The sequence below is a fragment of the Asanoa sp. NPDC050611 genome (genome assembly GCF_040654855.1).
Classification (GTDB): Bacteria; Actinomycetota; Actinomycetes; order Mycobacteriales; family Micromonosporaceae; genus Asanoa.
In genome coordinates this window covers 1-17,473 of record NZ_JBFAIU010000150.1, presented here as the reverse complement: position 1 = coordinate 17,473, position 17,473 = coordinate 1, and the positions used below count along the sequence as shown (strand labels likewise).

General features: G+C 71.9%; 15 protein-coding genes, 4 tRNA genes and 1 pseudogene. 13 read left to right on the top strand and 7 right to left on the bottom strand.

Going from position 1 to position 17,473, the window contains the following annotated elements:
• Positions 1 to 1,528, top strand: a 1,528-nt coding sequence (locus AB0H87_RS22740; protein ID WP_360148884.1) for an N-acetylmuramoyl-L-alanine amidase, incomplete at its 5' end; no start/stop codon positions are given.
• Here the strand turns inward: AB0H87_RS22740 and AB0H87_RS22735 are convergent.
• The 3 genes from AB0H87_RS22735 to AB0H87_RS22725 all read right to left on the bottom strand — a co-directional run bounded on the left by AB0H87_RS22735 (position 1,411) and on the right by AB0H87_RS22725 (position 5,855).
• Positions 1,411 to 2,778: an extracellular solute-binding protein gene (locus AB0H87_RS22735; protein ID WP_360148881.1), complete on the bottom strand. Its 1,368-nt coding sequence runs from the start codon at positions 2,776 to 2,778 to the stop codon at positions 1,411 to 1,413. The genes AB0H87_RS22740 and AB0H87_RS22735 overlap by 118 nt on opposite strands.
• Before the next feature lie 210 nt (positions 2,779 to 2,988).
• Positions 2,989 to 3,996: a LacI family DNA-binding transcriptional regulator gene (locus AB0H87_RS22730; RefSeq protein WP_360148878.1), complete on the bottom strand. Its 1,008-nt coding sequence runs from the start codon at positions 3,994 to 3,996 to the stop codon at positions 2,989 to 2,991.
• 497 nt (positions 3,997 to 4,493) lie between these two features.
• Complete coding sequence (locus tag AB0H87_RS22725) at positions 4,494 to 5,855, bottom strand: NAD(P)/FAD-dependent oxidoreductase (protein ID WP_360148875.1); 1,362 nt, start codon at positions 5,853 to 5,855, stop codon at positions 4,494 to 4,496.
• A gap of 21 nt (positions 5,856 to 5,876) precedes the next feature.
• Between AB0H87_RS22725 and AB0H87_RS22720 the strand changes: the two genes are divergently transcribed.
• Positions 5,877 to 6,965 carry a serine hydrolase domain-containing protein gene (locus tag AB0H87_RS22720; RefSeq protein WP_360148872.1) on the top strand — a complete coding sequence of 363 codons (1,089 nt, stop codon included), beginning with the start codon at positions 5,877 to 5,879 and terminating at the stop codon, positions 6,963 to 6,965.
• Here the strand turns inward: AB0H87_RS22720 and AB0H87_RS22715 are convergent.
• Both AB0H87_RS22715 and AB0H87_RS22710 read right to left on the bottom strand, forming a co-directional pair.
• The gene (locus AB0H87_RS22715; protein ID WP_360148869.1) at positions 6,956 to 8,152 is read right to left on the bottom strand and encodes a deoxyribodipyrimidine photo-lyase; all 1,197 of its coding nucleotides are present in this window, start codon (positions 8,150 to 8,152) and stop codon (positions 6,956 to 6,958) included. The two genes, AB0H87_RS22720 and AB0H87_RS22715, sit on opposite strands and share 10 nt — an antisense overlap.
• A complete protein-coding gene (locus AB0H87_RS22710) occupies positions 8,152 to 9,093 on the bottom strand; it encodes a phytoene/squalene synthase family protein (RefSeq protein ID WP_360148866.1) in 942 nt (313 codons plus the stop codon). Before AB0H87_RS22710 ends, AB0H87_RS22715 begins: the two co-directional genes overlap by 1 nt.
• 68 nt (positions 9,094 to 9,161) lie before the next feature.
• On the opposite strand from AB0H87_RS22710, the gene AB0H87_RS22705 reads away from it, so the two are divergent.
• From AB0H87_RS22705 to selA, 11 genes are all read left to right on the top strand, one after another.
• On the top strand, positions 9,162 to 10,280 hold the full coding sequence (locus AB0H87_RS22705; protein ID WP_360148863.1) for a polyprenyl synthetase family protein: 1,119 nt from the start codon (positions 9,162 to 9,164) through the stop codon (positions 10,278 to 10,280).
• Positions 10,281 to 10,302: 22 nt separating this feature from the next.
• The gene (gene crtI / locus AB0H87_RS22700) at positions 10,303 to 11,781 is read left to right on the top strand and encodes a phytoene desaturase family protein (protein ID WP_360148887.1); all 1,479 of its coding nucleotides are present in this window, start codon (positions 10,303 to 10,305) and stop codon (positions 11,779 to 11,781) included.
• Entirely contained in the window at positions 11,778 to 12,392 is a 615-nt protein-coding gene (gene idi / locus AB0H87_RS22695) for an isopentenyl-diphosphate Delta-isomerase (protein ID WP_360148860.1), read from the top strand. The genes crtI and idi overlap by 4 nt, the downstream gene beginning before the upstream one ends.
• Positions 12,382 to 13,296, top strand: coding sequence for a MerR family transcriptional regulator (locus AB0H87_RS22690; RefSeq protein ID WP_360148857.1), 915 nt, complete (start codon positions 12,382 to 12,384; stop codon positions 13,294 to 13,296). Before idi ends, AB0H87_RS22690 begins: the two co-directional genes overlap by 11 nt.
• A 125-nt stretch (positions 13,297 to 13,421) precedes the next feature.
• A complete protein-coding gene (locus AB0H87_RS22685) occupies positions 13,422 to 14,243 on the top strand; it encodes a polysaccharide deacetylase family protein (protein WP_360148854.1) in 822 nt (273 codons plus the stop codon).
• A gap of 153 nt (positions 14,244 to 14,396) precedes the next feature.
• A tRNA-Glu gene (locus tag AB0H87_RS22680) sits at positions 14,397 to 14,469 on the top strand.
• A 39-nt stretch (positions 14,470 to 14,508) separates the two neighbouring features.
• A tRNA-Asp gene (locus AB0H87_RS22675) sits at positions 14,509 to 14,582 on the top strand.
• A 15-nt stretch (positions 14,583 to 14,597) separates the two neighbouring features.
• A tRNA-Phe gene (locus AB0H87_RS22670) sits at positions 14,598 to 14,671 on the top strand.
• 144 nt (positions 14,672 to 14,815) lie between these two features.
• Positions 14,816 to 15,385, top strand: a complete 570-nt coding sequence (locus AB0H87_RS22665; protein WP_360148851.1) for a dihydrofolate reductase family protein — start codon at positions 14,816 to 14,818, stop codon at positions 15,383 to 15,385.
• 53 nt (positions 15,386 to 15,438) lie between these two features.
• Positions 15,439 to 15,534 (top strand) — tRNA-Sec (locus AB0H87_RS22660).
• 23 nt (positions 15,535 to 15,557) lie between these two features.
• Positions 15,558 to 16,856 (top strand): L-seryl-tRNA(Sec) selenium transferase, encoded by a 1,299-nt coding sequence (selA, locus tag AB0H87_RS22655; protein WP_360148848.1) that lies wholly within the window; start codon positions 15,558 to 15,560, stop codon positions 16,854 to 16,856.
• A 38-nt stretch (positions 16,857 to 16,894) separates the two neighbouring features.
• Here the strand turns inward: selA and AB0H87_RS22650 are convergent, their stop codons facing one another.
• Positions 16,895 to 17,143, bottom strand: coding sequence for a hypothetical protein (locus AB0H87_RS22650; protein WP_360148845.1), 249 nt, complete (start codon positions 17,141 to 17,143; stop codon positions 16,895 to 16,897).
• Positions 17,144 to 17,222: 79 nt separating this feature from the next.
• Positions 17,223 to 17,473, bottom strand: a pseudogene (locus tag AB0H87_RS22645) (hypothetical protein); the annotation flags it as partial.

Genomic DNA, 17,473 nt, shown 5'->3' with positions numbered 1-17,473 from the left:
CCGCACCGTCGAAGACCTGCGTGACCAGTCGGCCGCAGGCCGCGAACGCCGCACCGCGGTGGGCGGTGCGGACGGTGCCGCGCGCACCACCGACGACGGTCAGGCGGTCCGGCTCGAGGGGCGGTCGGTGGCGCCCCAGCGGGCCCAGGCCGACCGGCTCGGCCTGCGCAAGACCCGGGCGGACGGGGTGGAGTGCCCCGTCACCGTGTCCTGCGAGTGGATTCCGGCGCCCTACGAGCAGTACGGCGCGACACCCGGGGCCTACGGCAACCACGACCTGTCCGAGCGTCCGGCGCGACAGAAGATCGAGTACATCGTCATCCACGACACCGAGGGCTCCTACGCCACGACGCTCAACCTCGTGCAGGACCCGACGTACGTGAGCTGGCACTACACCCTGCGCTCGGTCGACGGGCACATCGCCCAGCACGTCAAGACCAAGGACGTCGCCTGGCACGCCGGCAACTGGGACGTCAACGCCCGGTCGGTCGGGCTCGAGCACGAAGGCTTCGCGGCCGACGGCAGCTGGTACACCGAGGCGCTCTACCGCTCCTCGGCCAAGCTGGTCCGCTACCTGGCCAAGCGCTTCGACGTGCCGCTCAACCGGCAGCACATCCTGGGCCACGACACCGTGCCCGGCACCACCGCGGCGACCGTGGGCGGCATGCACTGGGACCCGGGTCCGTACTGGGACTGGTCGCACTACTTCGACCTGCTCGGCGCACCGCTCTGGTCGACCGGCACGTCGCTGACCGGGCTCGTGCAGATCGACCCGGACTACGCCACCAACCAGCCGGCGTTCACCGGTTGCGTCACGGCCGGCGTGCCGTGCGCCCCGCACGGTTCCTCGGCGGTGGTCCTGCACACCGCGCCGTCGGCCGAGTCGCCGCTGCTGACCGACCTCGGCCTGCACCCCGACGGTGCACCGTCCACCATGCACATCTCGGACCACGGCGCGCGCGCCTCGGCCGGGCAGACGTTCGCGCTCGCCGGTCGGCAGGGCGACTGGACCGCGATCTGGTACCTGGGGCAGAAGGGCTGGTTCCACAACCCGCCCTCGGCGCCCACGGCCAACTGGCAGCTCGGGCTGGTCGCGGTGCCCAAGAAGGACAAGGCGACCATCCCGGTGTACGGGCGGGCGTATCCCGAACCCGCGGCGTACCCGGCCGGCGTGCCGGTGCAGGCGATCTCGCCGCTGCAGTACACCCTCGCGGCCGGTCAGCGCTACGCGGTCGGCGCGGTGCTGCCGGGCCAGTACTACCGGGCCACCACGTTCGCCGGCACGTCGCCGGGGGACTGGACGGTCATCCAGGGCGACAAGACGTACGTCGAGATCCAGTTCGGCCAGCGGGTCGCGTTCGTCGACAAGGCCGACGTCGACCTTGGTGCGCCGGCGGCGGCCGCGAGGGGTTATTTGACGCTGGCGAGGATGCTGTTGACCTGGGTCTCGGCGTCCGAAAGGAGCTTCGCGATGTCGGCGTTCTTGTCCGTCAACACCTTCTGCATCGGCACGTCGAGCACCGCGTAGATCTGCTGCGCGTTCGGGGGCTCGACCTTCAGCGGGATGTTGGCGGTCGCGTCCGCGAACGGCTTGTAGTTCTCGACCGGCAGGTTCTTCAGCTTGTCGACCGCCGCCTGCTGCTTGTTCTTCGCCTCACCGGTCCACAGCGCCGGCTCCGGCAGGCCGACCGGGGTCTTCTGCTCGGCGGCCCACTGGTATTCCGCCTCGATCCGGTCCGGGTTGTTCCACCAGTAGGTCAGCCACTTGAGGCCGGCGCGGATCTTCTCGGGCGTGGCCTTGGCGTTGAACATGTAGCCCTCGCCACCGGCCAGGGTCGCGGTGCCGTTCGGGATCGGGCCCAGGCCGTACTTGTTGAAGTCGCCCTTGAACTGGTTGACGATCGTCTCGATGTTGTCCGGCGCCGCCACGTACATGCCGAGCTTGCCGGAGCCCATCATCTGCAGCAGGTCGGCCCACTCCAGGAGCTGGCGCGAGCCCATGCTGTTGTCGGTCCAGCGCATGTCCTTGAGCTGCTGCAGGACCTGCTTGCCCTGGTCGTTGTTGAACGCGGCCTTCCAGCTGCCACCCTCGTTGACGGCGATGTCGCCGCCGAGCGAGTACATCTCGGCGGTGAAGTGCCAGCCGCCGGTGTTGTTCTTGCTGTAGTCGCCGTAGCCGACGTAGTCCTTGCCCAGGCCCGCGATCGCCTTGGCGGCGGTGCGCACCTCTTCCCAGGTCTTCGGCGGGCTGTTCGGGTCGAGCTTGGCCTTCTCGAACAGCTCCCGGTTGTAGAGCAGGCCGAGGGAGTAGTTCTTGGCCGGCAGGCCGTACACCTTGCCGTCGTCGCCCGAGAAGATCTTCATGAGATCCGGGCGGATCTCCTTGGTCGGCGGGAACTCGTCGAGGTACTTGCTGATGTCCGCGACCTGGCGCTTGGCGATCAGGCTGGCCGGGTCGGTGAAGTAGACGTAGAAGACGTCCTCGAGCTGGCCACCCGCGAGCTTCGACTGGAAGGTCTGCGGGTCCATCTTGCCTTCCTTGGCGTCCACGTCGATGTTCGGGTTGAGCTTCTCGAACTCTGCGACGTTGTCGAGGAAGTGCTTCCGGTTGACCGCCTCGGTGTCCGGCGGCAGACCGTTGATGACGAGCGTGACCTTGGCATTGGGATCAGAAGCCGGCGCTTCGCCGCCGTCGTCCGAGCCGCACGCGGCCGCGGACAGCGCGACCCCGGCGACCAGCAGCAGCCCGACGGCGCTACGCAGCCTGGATCTGTTCATGAGAGTGAACGCCCTTCCTGGGTGGAGCGGGGATTCTCGGGTGTGATGTGGCTCTCGCACGTGCATGTTTCGTGGCGATGACGATACAAAGCCGAACTAGTGCTCGCAAGAAGCTGACTGGTCTCAGAAAAAACACGACTTGATCTGGGAGCGCTCCCAATTCGGGCACGAAAATGGGGCGGACCGTCTGGTCCGCCCCATCGACGCAGGTCAGCGCGAGCCGGCCGGGCCCGTCGACCCGCGCACCACCAACTCCGGTTCGAAGAGCAGCTCGTCGGTGTTGACGCCGATGCCCTCGATCTGGTTGACGAGGATGTCGACGGCCGCCTGGCCCATCATCTCGATCGGCTGGCGGATCGTCGTCAGCGGCGGGTCGGTGCAGGTCATCAGGCCCGAGTCGTCGAAGCCGATGACCGAGATGTCGTCGGGGACCTGCTTACCGAGCCTTCTGACCGCGCGGATCGTGCCGAGTGCGATGACGTCGCTGGCGCAGATGAGCCCGGTGGCACCCTTGTCGATCAGCTTGGTCGCGGCGACGCGGGCGCTCTCCATGGAGAAGCTGGTGCGGCCGACCCAGCGCTCGACGTCGTCGTCCTGCCAGCCGGCGGCGTCGACCATCGCGGCCAGCTTCCGGCGCGACGGCATGTGGTCCTCGGGGCCGAGCACGAGGCCGATGTGCTCGTGGCCGAGCGACCGGAGATGGCCGAAGGCCTGCTCGACCGCGACGGCGTCGTCGGTGGAGACCCGGGGGAACGGCAGCTCGTCGACGCCGGCGTTGACCAGCACGACCGGGAGGCCGCGATCGGTGAGTTGGCGGTAGTGCTCGTGCTTGGCGTCCGCGAGCGCGTAGGAGCCGCCGGCGAAGATCACGCCCGAGACCTGGTGGTCGAGGAGCATGTCGACGTAGTCGGGTTCGGAGATGCCGCCGATGGTGCGGGCACAGAGGGCCGGGGTCAGGCCGCGCTGCGCGAGGGAGCCGGTCACCACCTCGGCGAGGGCGGGGAAGATCGGGTTCTGCAGCTCGGGCAGCACGAGACCGACGAGCCGGGCGCGCTCGCCGCGCAGCTTGGTCGGTCGTTCGTAGCCCAGCACGTCGAGCGCGGTCAGCACCGCGGTGCGCGTCGACTCGGAGACGCCGTCACGGCCGTTGAGCACGCGGCTCACGGTGGCTTCGCTGACGCCGGCCTTGCGCGCGACCTCGGTCAGTCGTCTGGTCACGCCGCAAGGGTACGTCATGGTTTTGCAAGAAAACGACAGCCATTTGCCCGACCCCGACAGCCGCCGGTTATCCACAGGTTGTAATGGATCAAACGCAGATGCAACGCTGGTCCCGTAGAAAGGAGGCGTGACAGTGACGACCCCCTACCCAACCCACCCGGGCGCCGACTTCACCGTCGATCAACTCTTCGGCATGCCAGATGATGGCTTTCGGCGCGAGATCTTCAACGGGAGCCTCCTGGTGACGCCTCCTCCGCCGATTCCGCACGCGGTGACGACCGGCAACCTCCGTGACCGGCTCTACGACCAGGCTCCAAAACACTTCCGAGTGCTCGAAGGTATTGGCGTCTATCCCAACGACCGCAACTACGCGATCAGTCGCTCACGATCTTGCAGCTCGACGGTGAGAAATACACCGATCGCGCGGTCCTCCATCCAGGCGAGATCTGGCGGAGTGCCTTCCCGTTCCCGCTCCAGATCGATCCCGGCGACCTGTTCTAGGTGAGGTTGCGGAGGGCGTCTTCGACCGCGCGGTGAAAGGTGGGGTAGGCGTAGATCATGCTGCGTAGTTGAGGCAGTGGCACTCGGGCGTGGACCGCGAGGGTCAACATCGACAGGACCTCGCCGCCCATCGGGCCCACCGAGGTCGCGCCGACCAGGGTGTCGCCGTCCCCGATCAGTTTGATCAGCCCCGCGTTGCCTTCCTTGTGGATCCAGCCGCGGGCCGAGGTGGTCAGGTCCGTCAGTCCTACTCGGACGTTCAGGCCGCGGTCGCGGGCCTCCGCTTCCGTCAGGCCGACCGAGCCGACCTCCGGGTCCGTGAAGGTGACCCGCGGGACCGCGCGGTAGTCGGCCGGCGGGCCCTCCTGGCCGAGGATGTCGCGGATCGCGACGCCGGCCTCGTACATCGCCATGTGGGTGAACGCACCGTGGCCGACCACGTCGCCGACCGCCCAGATGCCGTCGGCGGCCCGCATCCGCTCGTCGGTGGCGATCTCGCGCGCCGACGGATCGAGGCCGACCGTCTCCAGGCCGAGATCCGCCACCCGGCCGTGGCGGCCCGTCGCCACCAGCAGCCGGTCGCCGGTCACGCTGTCGGCGCCGATCTGGACCGCGAAACCCTCCGGCTCGCTGTAGAGCACCCGGGTGGCGTGCATCCCGAGGCGCACGGTCACGCCGTCCTCCTCGAGGGCGGCCTGCACCAGCTCCGCGGCCTCCGGCTCGTCGAACGGCAGCAGGCGGTCGGCGGCCTCGACCACCGTCACCCGCACGCCGAACCGGGCGAAGACCTGGGCCAGCTCGACACCGATCGCGCCGCCGCCGAGCACGACCAGCGACGTGGGGAGGTGCTCGACCTCGATCGCCTCGCGGTTGGTCCAGTACGGCGTGCCGGCCAGGCCCTCGATCGGCGGTGCCGCCGGCGCCGCGCCCGTGGCCAGCACGATCCCGCGGGTCGCCTCGAACTCCTGGTCACCGACCGTCACCGTGCGTGGGCCGGTCAGCGTGCCGTAGCCCCGGACGAACCGGCCGCCCTTGCCGACGAACCGGTCGACCGCGACCGTGTCGTCCCAGTCGTCGGTGGCCTCCTCGCGGATCCGCTTCGCCACGGGTGTCCAGTCGGGCTGCGCCGACGCCGAGCCGGCCAGCTTGGCCACCCGGCGCGTCTCGGCCAGCGCGTTGCCGGCCCGGATCATCATCTTGCTGGGCACACAGCCCCAGTACGGGCACTCGCCGCCGACCAGGTTGCTCTCGATGCCGACCACCGCCAGCCCGGCCTCCGCGAGCTTGCCGGCGACCTCCTCGCCACCGACACCCAGACCCACCACGACGACGTCCACGCGCTCAGCCACGTAGCCCATTAAAGCCCTAGAGTGGCGGCCATGTCGCAGGTGACCGGCCACACCGACGCGGATTTCACATCGGTCCGCGACGTCTTCGAGAGCTTCTTCGCCGACGGCCGCGAGACCGGCGCGGGCGTCGCCGTCGTGCACCGGGGCCGGCTCGTCGTCGACCTGGTCGGCGGCTCCCGGGCCGGCGGTCAGCCGTGGACCCGGCGGACCGTGGTCGCGGTCTACTCCGTGAGCAAGCCGTTCGCGGCCGCCTGCCTGATGCTCCTGGTCGACCGCGGCCGGGTCGGGCTCGACGACCCGGTGCACCGGCACTGGCCGGAGTTCCCCGACGACGGCACCACGGTCCGCCACGTGCTGTCCCACACCGCCGGCCGACCGGTCTTCCCGACGCCGCGCCCCGCCGACGCCTGGGCCGACTGGGCCACGCTGGCGGGCGACCTGGCCGGCGCCGCTCCGATGTGGACTCCCGGCAGCACGGCCGCCGAACATGCCCTGACCTACGGCCACCTGGTCGGCGAGCTGGTCCGCCGGGTCGACGGCAGGCCGATCGACCGGTTCCTCGCCGACGAGATCGCCGCGCCGTGGCAGCTCGACCTCGCGTTCGGCGCCGGCGGCGCCACCGACGTCGCCGACCTCACCTTCGGCGACCCGGAGTGGCCGCTGGCGTCGGTCGGCGAGCCCGCCTCGTTGCGCCATCGCAGCCTGGTCAACCCGGACGGCTGCCGCGACCTAGCCGTGCTCAACGGTCCGCTATGGCGTGACACCGCCGTCCCGGCGGTCAACATGCACACCACCGCCGCCGCGGTCGCCCGGTTCTACCAGGGCATGTTGGCCGGTGGCGTGCTCGACGGCCACCGGATCCTGAGCGAGCAGGCCACGGCAGAGATGATCCGCGTCCAGCACGACGGCCCGGACCAGCTGCTCGACCGGCCGGTCAAGTGGGCGCTCGGCTTCCAGGTCGAGGACGACGGCAGCTTCGGCCACGGCGGCATCGGCGGCAGCTGCGGCTATGCGCTGCCCGGCGCCGGCCTGGCGATCGGCTTCGTCACCCGGCACCTCGCCGACTTCGACCGGATGGACGAGCTCGACACCGCGGTCATGGCGGCGGTTCAGGCGTAGCGCTCCACATAGGAGCTGGACGGGTCGTACCGCTCCCGCTGCCGTTCGGGATTGAACCGCCGGTACGGCCGGGTGTCGTTGCCCGTGCCCGCCACCCACTGCCAGTTGCCCGAGTTGTTGGGCACGTCACCGTCGAGGAGCCAGTGGTAGAACTCGGCGAGCCCGCGCCGCCAGTCGACGCCCAGGTCCTTGGTCAGATAGGAGGCGGTGACCAGCCGCGCCCGGTTGTGCATCCAGCCTTCCCGGCGGAGCTGACGCATGCCGGCGTCCACAATGGGCACGCCGGTCCGGCCCTCCGCCCACCGCCGGAAGGCGGCCTCGTCGTCCTTCCAGCCCTCGGTCGCGCCACGCCGGTAGGCCCGCGACGAGATCTCGGGGAACGCGTGCGCCACCTGGTAGTAGAAGTCCCGCCAGCAGAGCTGGCGGACGAACGGGTCCGCACCCGGCCGGCCCATCGCGGCGTGCGCCACCTCGAGCGGCGACAGGCAACCGAAGCGAAGGTACGGGCTCAGCCGGGACGTGCGGTCACCGGCCAGGTCGTTGTGCCCGTCCTCGTAGGTCTCGACGTTGCCCAGCCATTTCCGCAGCCGTTTCCGCGCTTCGGTCGACCCTCCGGGGGCGGCGTCCGGCGACGCGCCGGCCGGCTCGTCCGGAAGGTCACCGGCCCGCAACCCGGCCGGCAACGGCACCTTCTTCGGCAGCCCGACCTGATCCCGCCACTTCGCGGCCGTCCACGCCCGGTGGTACGGCGAGAAGACCCGGTAATGGTCGCCACCGCCCGGGCTGAGCACGCCGGGATCCACAATGGTCAGCCCGGGGAACAGCCGCACGTCGAGGCCGTGCCGTTCACCAGAGGCGGCGAGCCGCCGCTCGCGCCGCCGGGCATAGTGCGAGACGTCCGCCGCGGCGGCCACGCCCTCGGCACCGACCTCGCCCGCCAGCCGCACGGTCTCGTCCACCGGGTCGCCCGACCGCACGACCAGGTCGCTGTCCCGCTCGCGCAACAGCGCGCGCAGGTCGGCCACGCTCTGGTGCAGGAACCGGTCCCGGTTGGGCGAGCGGCCGGCCAGTGCCGGGTCGAACACGAACAGCGGCACCACCTGCTCGGCCGCGGCGCAGGCCGTGGCGAGCGCGGGATTGTCGTGCAGCCGCAGGTCCCGGGTGAACAGCACGATCGCGGTGCGCATCAGACGGCCCCCACGGGCGCCCGGGACCCGGTGCGCGCGTTGGTCGGCGGCACGGCGAGCGGCGTGCCCGGCCCGGCCAGCAGCGACAGCGCGGCGACCGCGGCCCGCCGGCGGTTGGGCACCGTGGCCCGGCGCACGAACACGTCGTAGTCGGCCGCGACCACCTCGTCGAGGATGCCGCCGTAGAGGGTGTAGGCGGCCCGGATGCACGACCGCGACCCGGGCGCGAGCATCCCGACGCCGGGCGCCGCGGCGGCGTAGTGCAGGCGTGCGCGCTCCACCTCGTACGCGATGAGGTTTCTGATCGCCGGTGTGGCGGCACGACGCGTGACCGCGCCGGCGAGGTCGGCCCGCGTGACGCCGAACCGGTCGAGGTCCTCGTCGGGCAGGTAGGTCCGCCCGCGGTCGAGGTCCTCCCCGACGTCCCGGATGAAGTTCGTGAGCTGGAACGCGAGGCCGAGCTGGCGGGCGGGTTCGCGGGCGGCGCCGGGGTCCGCGCTGCCGAGGACCGGCAGCATCATCGTGCCGATCACCGCCGCCGAGCCCTCCATGTAGTCGAGCAGGTCGCCGTAGGTCGGGTAGCTGGTGACCGTCAGGTCCATCGCCATGCTGCGCAGGAAGCTCGCGAAATCGGCGCGGTCGAGGTCGAAGACCGCGATCGTGTGCAGCACCGCGGGGAGCAGCGGGTCGTCGACCGCAGCGCCGTGCAGCCCGGCGACGAAGTCCGCCGACCAGCGGTCGAGCGCGGCGGCGCGCTGCGCGGCGGGCAGGTCGTCGGTCCGGTCGACGATCTCGTCGGCGTACCGCGTGAAGCCGTACAAGGCGTGAACATGGCGTCGTTTCCACGCGGGCAGCAGCCGGGTCGCGAGATAGTACGTGCGACCGTGCCGTTTGTGCAGCTCACGGCAGCGTTCGTAGGACGCCGCCAAGGATTCGTCCATCATCCCTCCCGCCGCTGAATCGACTCAGCAATCGACGCAACTCGTAAGTCTAGGGTACGCTCGACCGCGTGGCCAACGACACGCTCGCGGCGGACACCACCCGCGACGTCCTGAGCCCACCGCCGCAGCGGTCCGCACCGCCGGCCGGGGGCGCGTTCCGCGCCGCCATCGAAACGACCCTCGCCGACTTCCTCCGGCACGAATGCACCACCCTCGAGTCCCTGGACACGGCCCTGCGCCCGTTCGCCACCCTGGCCCGCGACAGCGTGCTGTCCGGCGGCAAGCGGCTGCGGCCGACGTTCGCACACTGGGGCTGGCGGGGCGCCGCCGGTCCGGCAGCGGCCGTCGAGCCGCTGCTACCCGCATTCGCGGCACTCGAACTGCTGCATGCGTTCGCGCTGATCCACGACGACGTGATGGACCGTTCGGCGACCCGGCGCGGCCGGCCGACCGCACACGAGGTGTTCGCCGCCCAGCACGCGCAGGCCGGTCGGCAGGGCCCGGCCGACGGCTTCGGCACCGCGGGCGCCGTGCTCGCCGGCGACCTCTGCCTGGTCTGGGCCGACCAGCTGCTGTCCCGCGCCGCGGTGCCGCCCACCGCCCTCCTGGCCGCCCGGCGCTGCTACGACGAGATGCGCGTCGAGGCGATCGCGGGCCAGTACCTCGACGTGCTGGGCGACGCCGAGCCCGACAGCTGGACGGTCGACCGCGCGCTGCGGGTGGCCCGGCTCAAGACCGCCGGCTACACGGTGACCCGTCCGCTGCTGTTCGGCGCGGCACTCTCGGGCCAGGGTGCCCCCGTGACCAGCGCCTACCTGCACTACGGCGGCGCGGTCGGCGAGGCCTTCCAGCTCCGCGACGACCTGCTGGGCGTGTTCGGCGACCCGGCGGAGACCGGCAAGCCGGCCGGCGACGACCTGCGCACCGGCAAGCCAACGGCCCTCCTGCTGCTCGCGCGGCGGCTGGCCAAACCGGCACAGGCGGCTCAACTGGCCCAGCCGGTCGCGGCCGACCTCACCCGGCTCGCCGAGATCGTCGCCGATACTGGCGCGGTGGCCGTCGTCGAAACCATGATCGAGAATCGGGTCGAGCTGGCCCTCGCCGCGCTCGACCGGGCGCCGCTCGACGGCACGACCGACGCCGCGCTGCGTGCTCTCGCGGTGACGGCCACCCAACGGCGATCGTGACGGCTAACTTCAGGAGATGCGCGTGCGAACCGTGACCGGACCGACCGACCGTGTGGTGGTGGTCGGCGCGGGCCTGGGTGGCCTGGCCGCCGCGCTGCACCTGGCCGGCGCGGGCCGGCAGGTGACCGTCGTCGAGCGCGAGCCCGTCCCCGGCGGCCGGGCCGGCCGGCTCAGCCTCGACGGCTACGAGTTCGACACGGGCCCCACCGTGCTCACCATGCCCGACCTGATCGCCGAGGCGCTGGCGGCGGTCGGCGAGGAGCTCGGCGACTGGCTGGAGCTGCTCCCGCTCGACCCGGCCTACCGGGCGCACTATCCCGACGGCTCGACGCTCGACGTCATCACCGACACCGCGCGGATGGCGGCCGAGATCTCCCGCGTCTGCGGGCCCCGCGAGGCCGACGGCTACCTGCGGTTCGTCGACTTCGCCGCGCGCCTCTGGCGCCTCGAGCGCACCGACTTCATCGACCGCAACTTCGACGCGCCGACCGACCTGCTCACCGGCAACCTGCTGCGGCTGTTCGCCACCGGCGCCTTCCGCCGCCTGCAGACCAAGGTGGACCAGTTCTTCCGCGACCCGCGTACGCGCCGGATCTTCTCGTTCCAGGCCATGTACGCGGGCCTCGCGCCGCACGACGCGCTGGCCATCTACGCGGTCATCGCGTACCTCGACTCGGTGGCCGGGGTGTTCTATCCCCGCGGCGGCATCCACGCCGTGCCGCGCGCGCTGGCCGGCGCCGCCGAGAAGCACGGCGTGCGGGTCCGCTACGACTGCGCGGTGACCCGGGTGGAGACCGCCGGCGACCGCGCGGTCGCGGTGCACACCGCCACCGGCGAGCGGATCCCGGCCGACGTCGTGGTGCTCAACCCGGACCTGCCGGTCGCCGCCACCATGCTGCTCGGTGAGCCGCGCCGCGCCATGCGCTACTCACCCTCCGCGGTGGTCCTGCACGTCGGTTCGAGCCAGGGGTACGAGCGGATCGCGCACCACAACATCCACTTCGGCCGGGCCTGGCGGCGCACGTTCGCCGAGATCATCGACCGGGGCGAGCTGATGTCCGACCCGTCGTTGCTGGTCACCAACCCGAGCCGCACCGAGCCGACGGTCGCGCCCGCCGGCCGGCACAGCTACTACGTGCTCGCACCGGTGCCCAACCTCGACCGCGCGCCGCTCGACTGGCGCGGCCCGCTCGGCCGCCGCTACGCCGACGAGCTGATCGCGACGCTGGAACAGCGCGGCTACCACGGCTTCGGCGCCGGTGTGGAGGTGTCCCACGTGGTCACGCCGGCCGACTGGGCCGCCGCCGGGATGGCCGCGGGCACCCCGTTCGCGGCCGCGCACAGCCTCTTCCAGACCGGGCCGTTCCGGCCCCGCAACCTGCACCGCCAGCTGGCCAACGTCGTTTTCGTCGGCTCCGGCACCCAGCCGGGCGTCGGTGTGCCCATGGTGCTCATCTCCGGCAAGCTCGCCGCCGGCCGGATCGTCGGAGGACTGACATGACCGACTCTCGCGAACGACACCTCGTCGAGCTCGTCGACGACGACGGCCTGCCGATCGGCAGCGACACCGTCGAGGTGGCACACCAGCGCCCGGGCCGGCTGCACCGCGCCTTCTCGGTGGTGCTGATGGACCCGGCCGGCCGCGTCCTGCTGCAACGCCGGGCCGCGGTGAAGACCCGCTTCCCGCTGCGCTGGGCCAACACGTGCTGCGGCCATCCGGCGCCCGGCGAGGAGGTGGCGGTCTCCGCCAACCGGCGGCTCAAGGAGGAGCTGGGCGCCGCGCCGGTGGCGCTGTCCGAGGTCGGCGTCTACGTCTACTACGCGGAGGATCCGGCCACGGGCCGGGTCGAATGGGAGTACGACCACGTGCTGCTCGGCCAGGTGAGCGGCGCCGAGGACCTGGTGCCGGACCCCGACGAGGTGGCCGAGCTGGCCTGGGTCGACCCGGAGGTGCTGCCGCGGTCGATCCGCGCGGAGCCGACCCTCTACTCCCCGTGGCTCGCGGGGGTGATCAACCAGGTCGCCACGGCCCGGGGCGGCGGTTCGGTCGGCGCCGCCGCGGGCCCGGCCGACACCGACGGCGACACGGCGGAGCGGTCAGGTGGCCGATGAAGGGCTGAGCGCGGGGGCCGTCGCGCGCCGCCTCGGCGTCGCCGTCACCACCCTGCGCACCTGGCACCAGCGCTACGGCCTCGGGCCGAGCAGCCATGTGCCGGGCCACCACCGGCGCTACACCACCGAGGACCTGTCCCGGCTGGAGGTCATGCGCCGGCTCACCGCTGAGGGCATCGCGCCGGCCGAGGCCGCCCGCTGGGCCCGCTACGCGCCGGAAGCCCCACCCGCGCTCAGCTCCGAGACGCCCGCCCGCTCCGGTGGCGGTTTCGCGATCCCGGTCGGGCGGGCCGGACCGGCCGCGCGGGGCCTGGCGCGGGCCGCGATCCGGCTCGACGTCGGCGCGATGCGCGAGATCATGCTGCGCGCGGTCACCGACCAGGGCGTCGTGTCCACGTGGGACCAGGTGGTGCGCCCGGTGCTGGCCGGGATCGGCGAGCGGCACATGGCGACGAAGCGGCTCATCGAGGTCGAGCACCTGTTCTCGCGGACGGCGACCGAAGTGCTCGCGGCCATCCCCCGCCCGGGTGGCGAGCCGCCCCGGGTCCTGCTCGCCTGCACCGACGAGGAGCAGCACAGCCTGCCGCTCGAGGCACTGGCCGCCGCGCTCGCGGCCGACGGCGTCGGCAGCCGGCTGCTCGGCGCCCGGGTGCCGCCGGCGGCGCTGTCCGACGCGGTCGACCGTACCGGGCCGGCGGTCGTCATGCTCTGGTCACACGCCGCGGAGACCGCGCACCTGGCACAGCTCCTCGCGTTGCAGGACGCACCGCGGCGACCGGTGCTGATCCTCGCCGGCGGTCCGGGCTGGACGGCGGACGCGCTGCCGGAAGGCGTCGTCGCACCCGCCGACCTCGCCGACGCGCTCCGGCTGACCAAGGCGTGGGCCGGCCCAGGCACACGCTGAGTCCTCGGCACGGCACGTTCCCGGGATCGAAACCGGGGCCTTTGTCCGCTACCGTGTGTGCGTCCTCGCCGGCTCACGCCGGCGCCCCTTGGGAGCCCGCCCCGCTCCCGCCTCGGGAGTCGACGATGACGAGACGCGTCGCGGTCGCCGCCGCGCTGGTCGTCCTCACGCTGCTGGTGGGCTCGCGCTGGGTCACCAACCGCTCCACGGTGCTGGCCAACGAACGGTCCACTGTGCCGGCCGGCACGCCCAGGCCCACGCCCACGGCCACGCCGCCACCACCGGAGGACGTCGCGCCGACCGCGCCACCGACCCGCGCCGCGGCACCGAAGCCCAAACCCAAGCGGCCGGGCACCGGCCCGTTCGGCAGCATGCGGCTGACCGGCCGCAAGACGGTCGCGCTGACGTTCGACGACGGACCGCACCCGACGTGGACACCTCAGGTGCTCGACCGCCTCAAGGCCGCCCACGTGAAAGCCACCTTCTGCGTGGTCGGCACACAGGTGAAGAAATACCCGGCGCTGGTCCGGCGGATCGTGCGCGAGGGCCACACGCTCTGCAACCACACCTGGAACCACGAGTTGGACCTCGGCACCAAGCCGGTCGCCACGATCAGGAGCAACCTGTTGGCGACCAGCCGCGAGATCCGCAAGGCGGTGCCGAACGCGAAGATCAGCTACTTCCGGCACCCCGGCGGCAAGTGGACCGCCAACGCGGTCAAGGTCGCGCAGTCGCTCGGCATGCAGCCCCTGGACTGGGACGTCGACCCCCGCGACTGGGAGATCACCGACGCGAAGCTGATCGGCTCCCGGGTGATCGGCCACGCCCGGCCAGGCTCGATCATCCTCATGCACGACGGCGGCGGCGACCGCAAGGGCACCCTCAGCGCCTGCCCAAATGTGATCAAGAACCTGAAAGGCCGCTTCGGCATCGCCCCGCTGCGCTGACCGGGTGGGGTTTGGGCCATTTTGCGGTGCTGCTGGTACCGGTTTGGAGAGGGAGTCGGGGATCGCGTATGCTTTCGAAGCCTCCGGCGGGGCCGGATGGGAGCACTGCCGCAGATTCGCGCCTGGATCCACATGTGCGATGATTGCGGGGCCGCCCTCATCGTCTAGCGGCCCAGGACGCCGCCCTTTCAAGGCGGTAGCACGGGTTCGAATCCCGTTGGGGGCACGGTGTCAAGCCCGGTTCCGGCCGGGTGCGTTAGAGCAAGGTCCTGTGGAGCAGTCGGAGTGCTCGCCGCCCTGTCAAGGCGGAGGTCGCGGGTTCAAGTCCCGTCAGGACCGCGTAAAACCCTTCACGGCCAGGTAGCTCAGTTGGTACGAGCGTCCGACTGAAAATCGGAAGGTCGGCGGTTCGACCCCGCCCCTGGCCACATAGCCTTTCGCCGGGCTATCGCAGCGCTCACCAGCGGAAACGCAGGTGGGCGTTTTGCTTTGTCGAGGATGTCGAGAACGGCATGGCGGCTCCGTCCCAGAGGCAGTTGCGGCACCGCGCCGCGCCGACCGGGAGGACAGCCATGCGAAAGCTCATCGTCCAGCAGTGGGTCACCGTCGACAACGTCGCCGCCGAGGAGGACGGTGGGCTCAGTTTCGTGTCCGGCGAGCCCTTCTCCGACGCCACCAACCCCGCGTTCAAGGCGAAGCTGATGGGGTTCATCGACTCGGTCGACACGTTGATCCTCGGCGCCAACACCTACGCCCAGTCCAAGGGCTACTGGCCGTACGCCGAGGAGCAGGGCGAGTACGGCGAGAAGCTCAACAACCTCACCAAGTTCGTCGCCTCGTCGAAGCTCGCCGACGCACCCTGGGGCGACTTCCCCGCCGCGACCGTGACGCGCGACCCGGCCGCCACCGTCCGCGAGCTCAAGGAGCGCACCGGCAAGGACATCTGGCTGTGGGGCAGCCTGAGCCTGATGCGATCCCTGCTGGACGCCGGGGTGGTCGACGAGATCAGGATGCTCGTCTGCGCGGCGGCACGCGGGAAGGGAACCCGGGTCTTCGAGGATCGGCGGGACGACCTGAAGCTGCTCGAAGCCACGTCCTTCGAGAACGGCGTCGCACTCCTGCGCTACGGCATCAAGAATTAGGTCGTCCCGCCGTTCGCCGTGCTCCGGTCCGGTTCGTCGCCTATAGTCGCGCCGGAGGCGAGTGGGCGCCTGGTGGCCCTCCCGGTCTTCAAAACCGGCGTGGCCCGGCATCCGGGTCAGGCGGGTTCGATTCCCGTACGCCTCCGCCACCAGGCCTCCTCGGGGGTGTGTGATGACCGACCCACGCCGCGCGACCCCGCGGGTCGACGCCGTGCTCGCCGATCCGCGGCTGGTCGGGGCCGTCGAGCGGCTCGGTCCCGCGCTGGTCCGGGCCGCCGTCGCCCGCGCCCTCGACGAGGTCCGGTCCGGCCGGCTGCCGGCCGAGGCGGCCGCCGACGCGGCGGTCGCCGTCCTGCCGGCGTCCGCCTCGACGCTGCGCCGGGTGCTCAACGCCACCGGCGTCATCGTGCACACCAACCTCGGGCGTTCGGCGCTCTCCCCGGCCGCGATCGCCGCGGTCTCGGCCGCGGCCGGTTACACGGACGTCGAGTTCGACCTGGCAGCCGGCGTACGCGCGCGGCGCGGTGCCGAGGTCCTCGGCGCGCTGCGGGCGGCGGTGCCCGGCGCCGAGGCCGTGCACGTCGTCAACAACAACGCCGCCGCGCTCGCGCTGACCGTGTTCGCGCTGGCCGCCGGGCGCGAGGTGGTGGTCAGCCGGGGTGAGTTGATCGAGATCGGCGACGGTTTCCGCATCCCGGAGCTGCTCACCGCCGCCGGCGCGGTGCTCCGCGAGGTCGGCACCACCAACCGGACCCGGCTGGCCGACTACACCGCGGCGATCGGCCCGCAGACGGCGTTGGTGCTGCGGCTGCACCCCTCGAACTATCGCGTCACCGGGTTCACCGCCGCACCGACGCTGGCCGAGCTGGTGAGCCTGGACGTGCCGGTCGTCTACGACATCGGTTCCGGGCTGCTCGCGCCCGAGCCGCTGCTGCCCGACGAGCCGGACGCCGCCTCGGCGCTGGCCGACGGCGCGGCGCTGGTCACCGCGAGCGCGGACAAGCTGCTCGGCGGGCCGCAGGCCGGGCTGGTGTTCGGCCGCGCCGACCTGGTCACCCGCATGGCCCGGCACCCGCTGGCCCGCGCGCTGCGGGTCGACAAGCTGACGTTGGCCGCGCTCGAGGCGACGGTGCGGGGGCCGCTGCCGCCGACCACGGCGGCGTTGCGCGCGCCGGTGACCGCGCTGCGCGAACGGGCGCGGCGGCTGGCGGCGGCGCTGACGGACGGCGGGGTGGACGCCGAGGTGGTGGACACCGGCTCCACGGTCGGTGGCGGCGGCGCGCCCGGGGTGGTGCTGCCGAGTGTGGCGCTGAGCCTGCCGACCGCGTACGCGGCGCTGCTGCGCCAGGGCGACCCGCCCGTGGTCGGCCGGGTCTCGGCGGGCCGGTGCCTGCTGGACCTGCGCACCGTCGCGCCGCAGGAGGACGAGGACCTGCTCGGCGCGGTCCGGTCGGCGGCGAAGCAGACGTAGCAGCGCCCGCCCAGGGCCGGGCGGGCGCTCGCAAGAGCTCAGGCCGCCGGCGGGTGGCCGCCGTCGCCGTCGACGACCTCGTCCGGCTTCCCGTCCTCGTCGAGGTCGACCATCGTGATGTCGACCTCGCCGTCACCGTCGGTGTCGAACTGGAAGAGGTCGGGCTTGCCGTCGCCGTCGGTGTCGACCACCCACACGTCGGTCTTGCCGTCGTTGTTGGCGTCGGCCGTCATCAGCTCGACGTGTTGATCGCCGCGGGTCTCGACGACCTCTTCGGACTCGCTCATCGGATCTCCTCGCGTGCGGGGGTGCTGGTTGTGTTCGGGCACAACCTACGGCCACCCGGCCCCGGCCGCGACTCGACGCTCAATTGCTGACGTAGAGACTTGTGCGTGCCGTATCCGGCAGGCCGTCGAAGTTCGTGTCGCGGACCCACGTGTCCGTGCGGCCGTCGAAGTCCGTGTCGGCCGCGAGCGCGTCCACGCGGCCGTCGTTGTTGATGTCGCTCGCCACCGCGTCGGTGCGGCCGTCGCCGTTGGCGTCGTGCAGCAGCTGGTCGGCCAGGCCGTCCTCGTCGTAGTCGCGCATCGTCGTGTCGAGCCGGCCGTCACCGTCAC

Coding starts and splice junctions, on each gene's coding strand:
- AB0H87_RS22735 (WP_360148881.1), bottom strand. CDS start 2,778: ATGAACAGATCCAGGCTGCGTAGCGCCGTCGGGCTGCTGCTGGTCGCC.
- AB0H87_RS22725 (WP_360148875.1), bottom strand. CDS start 5,855: ATGGGCTACGTGGCTGAGCGCGTGGACGTCGTCGTGGTGGGTCTGGGT.
- AB0H87_RS22720 (WP_360148872.1), top strand. CDS start 5,877: ATGTCGCAGGTGACCGGCCACACCGACGCGGATTTCACATCGGTCCGC.
- AB0H87_RS22715 (WP_360148869.1), bottom strand. CDS start 8,152: ATGCGCACCGCGATCGTGCTGTTCACCCGGGACCTGCGGCTGCACGAC.
- AB0H87_RS22710 (WP_360148866.1), bottom strand. CDS start 9,093: ATGGACGAATCCTTGGCGGCGTCCTACGAACGCTGCCGTGAGCTGCAC.
- idi (WP_360148860.1), top strand. CDS start 11,778: ATGACCGACTCTCGCGAACGACACCTCGTCGAGCTCGTCGACGACGAC.
- AB0H87_RS22685 (WP_360148854.1), top strand. CDS start 13,422: ATGACGAGACGCGTCGCGGTCGCCGCCGCGCTGGTCGTCCTCACGCTG.
- AB0H87_RS22665 (WP_360148851.1), top strand. CDS start 14,816: ATGCGAAAGCTCATCGTCCAGCAGTGGGTCACCGTCGACAACGTCGCC.
- selA (WP_360148848.1), top strand. CDS start 15,558: ATGACCGACCCACGCCGCGCGACCCCGCGGGTCGACGCCGTGCTCGCC.
- AB0H87_RS22650 (WP_360148845.1), bottom strand. CDS start 17,143: ATGAGCGAGTCCGAAGAGGTCGTCGAGACCCGCGGCGATCAACACGTC.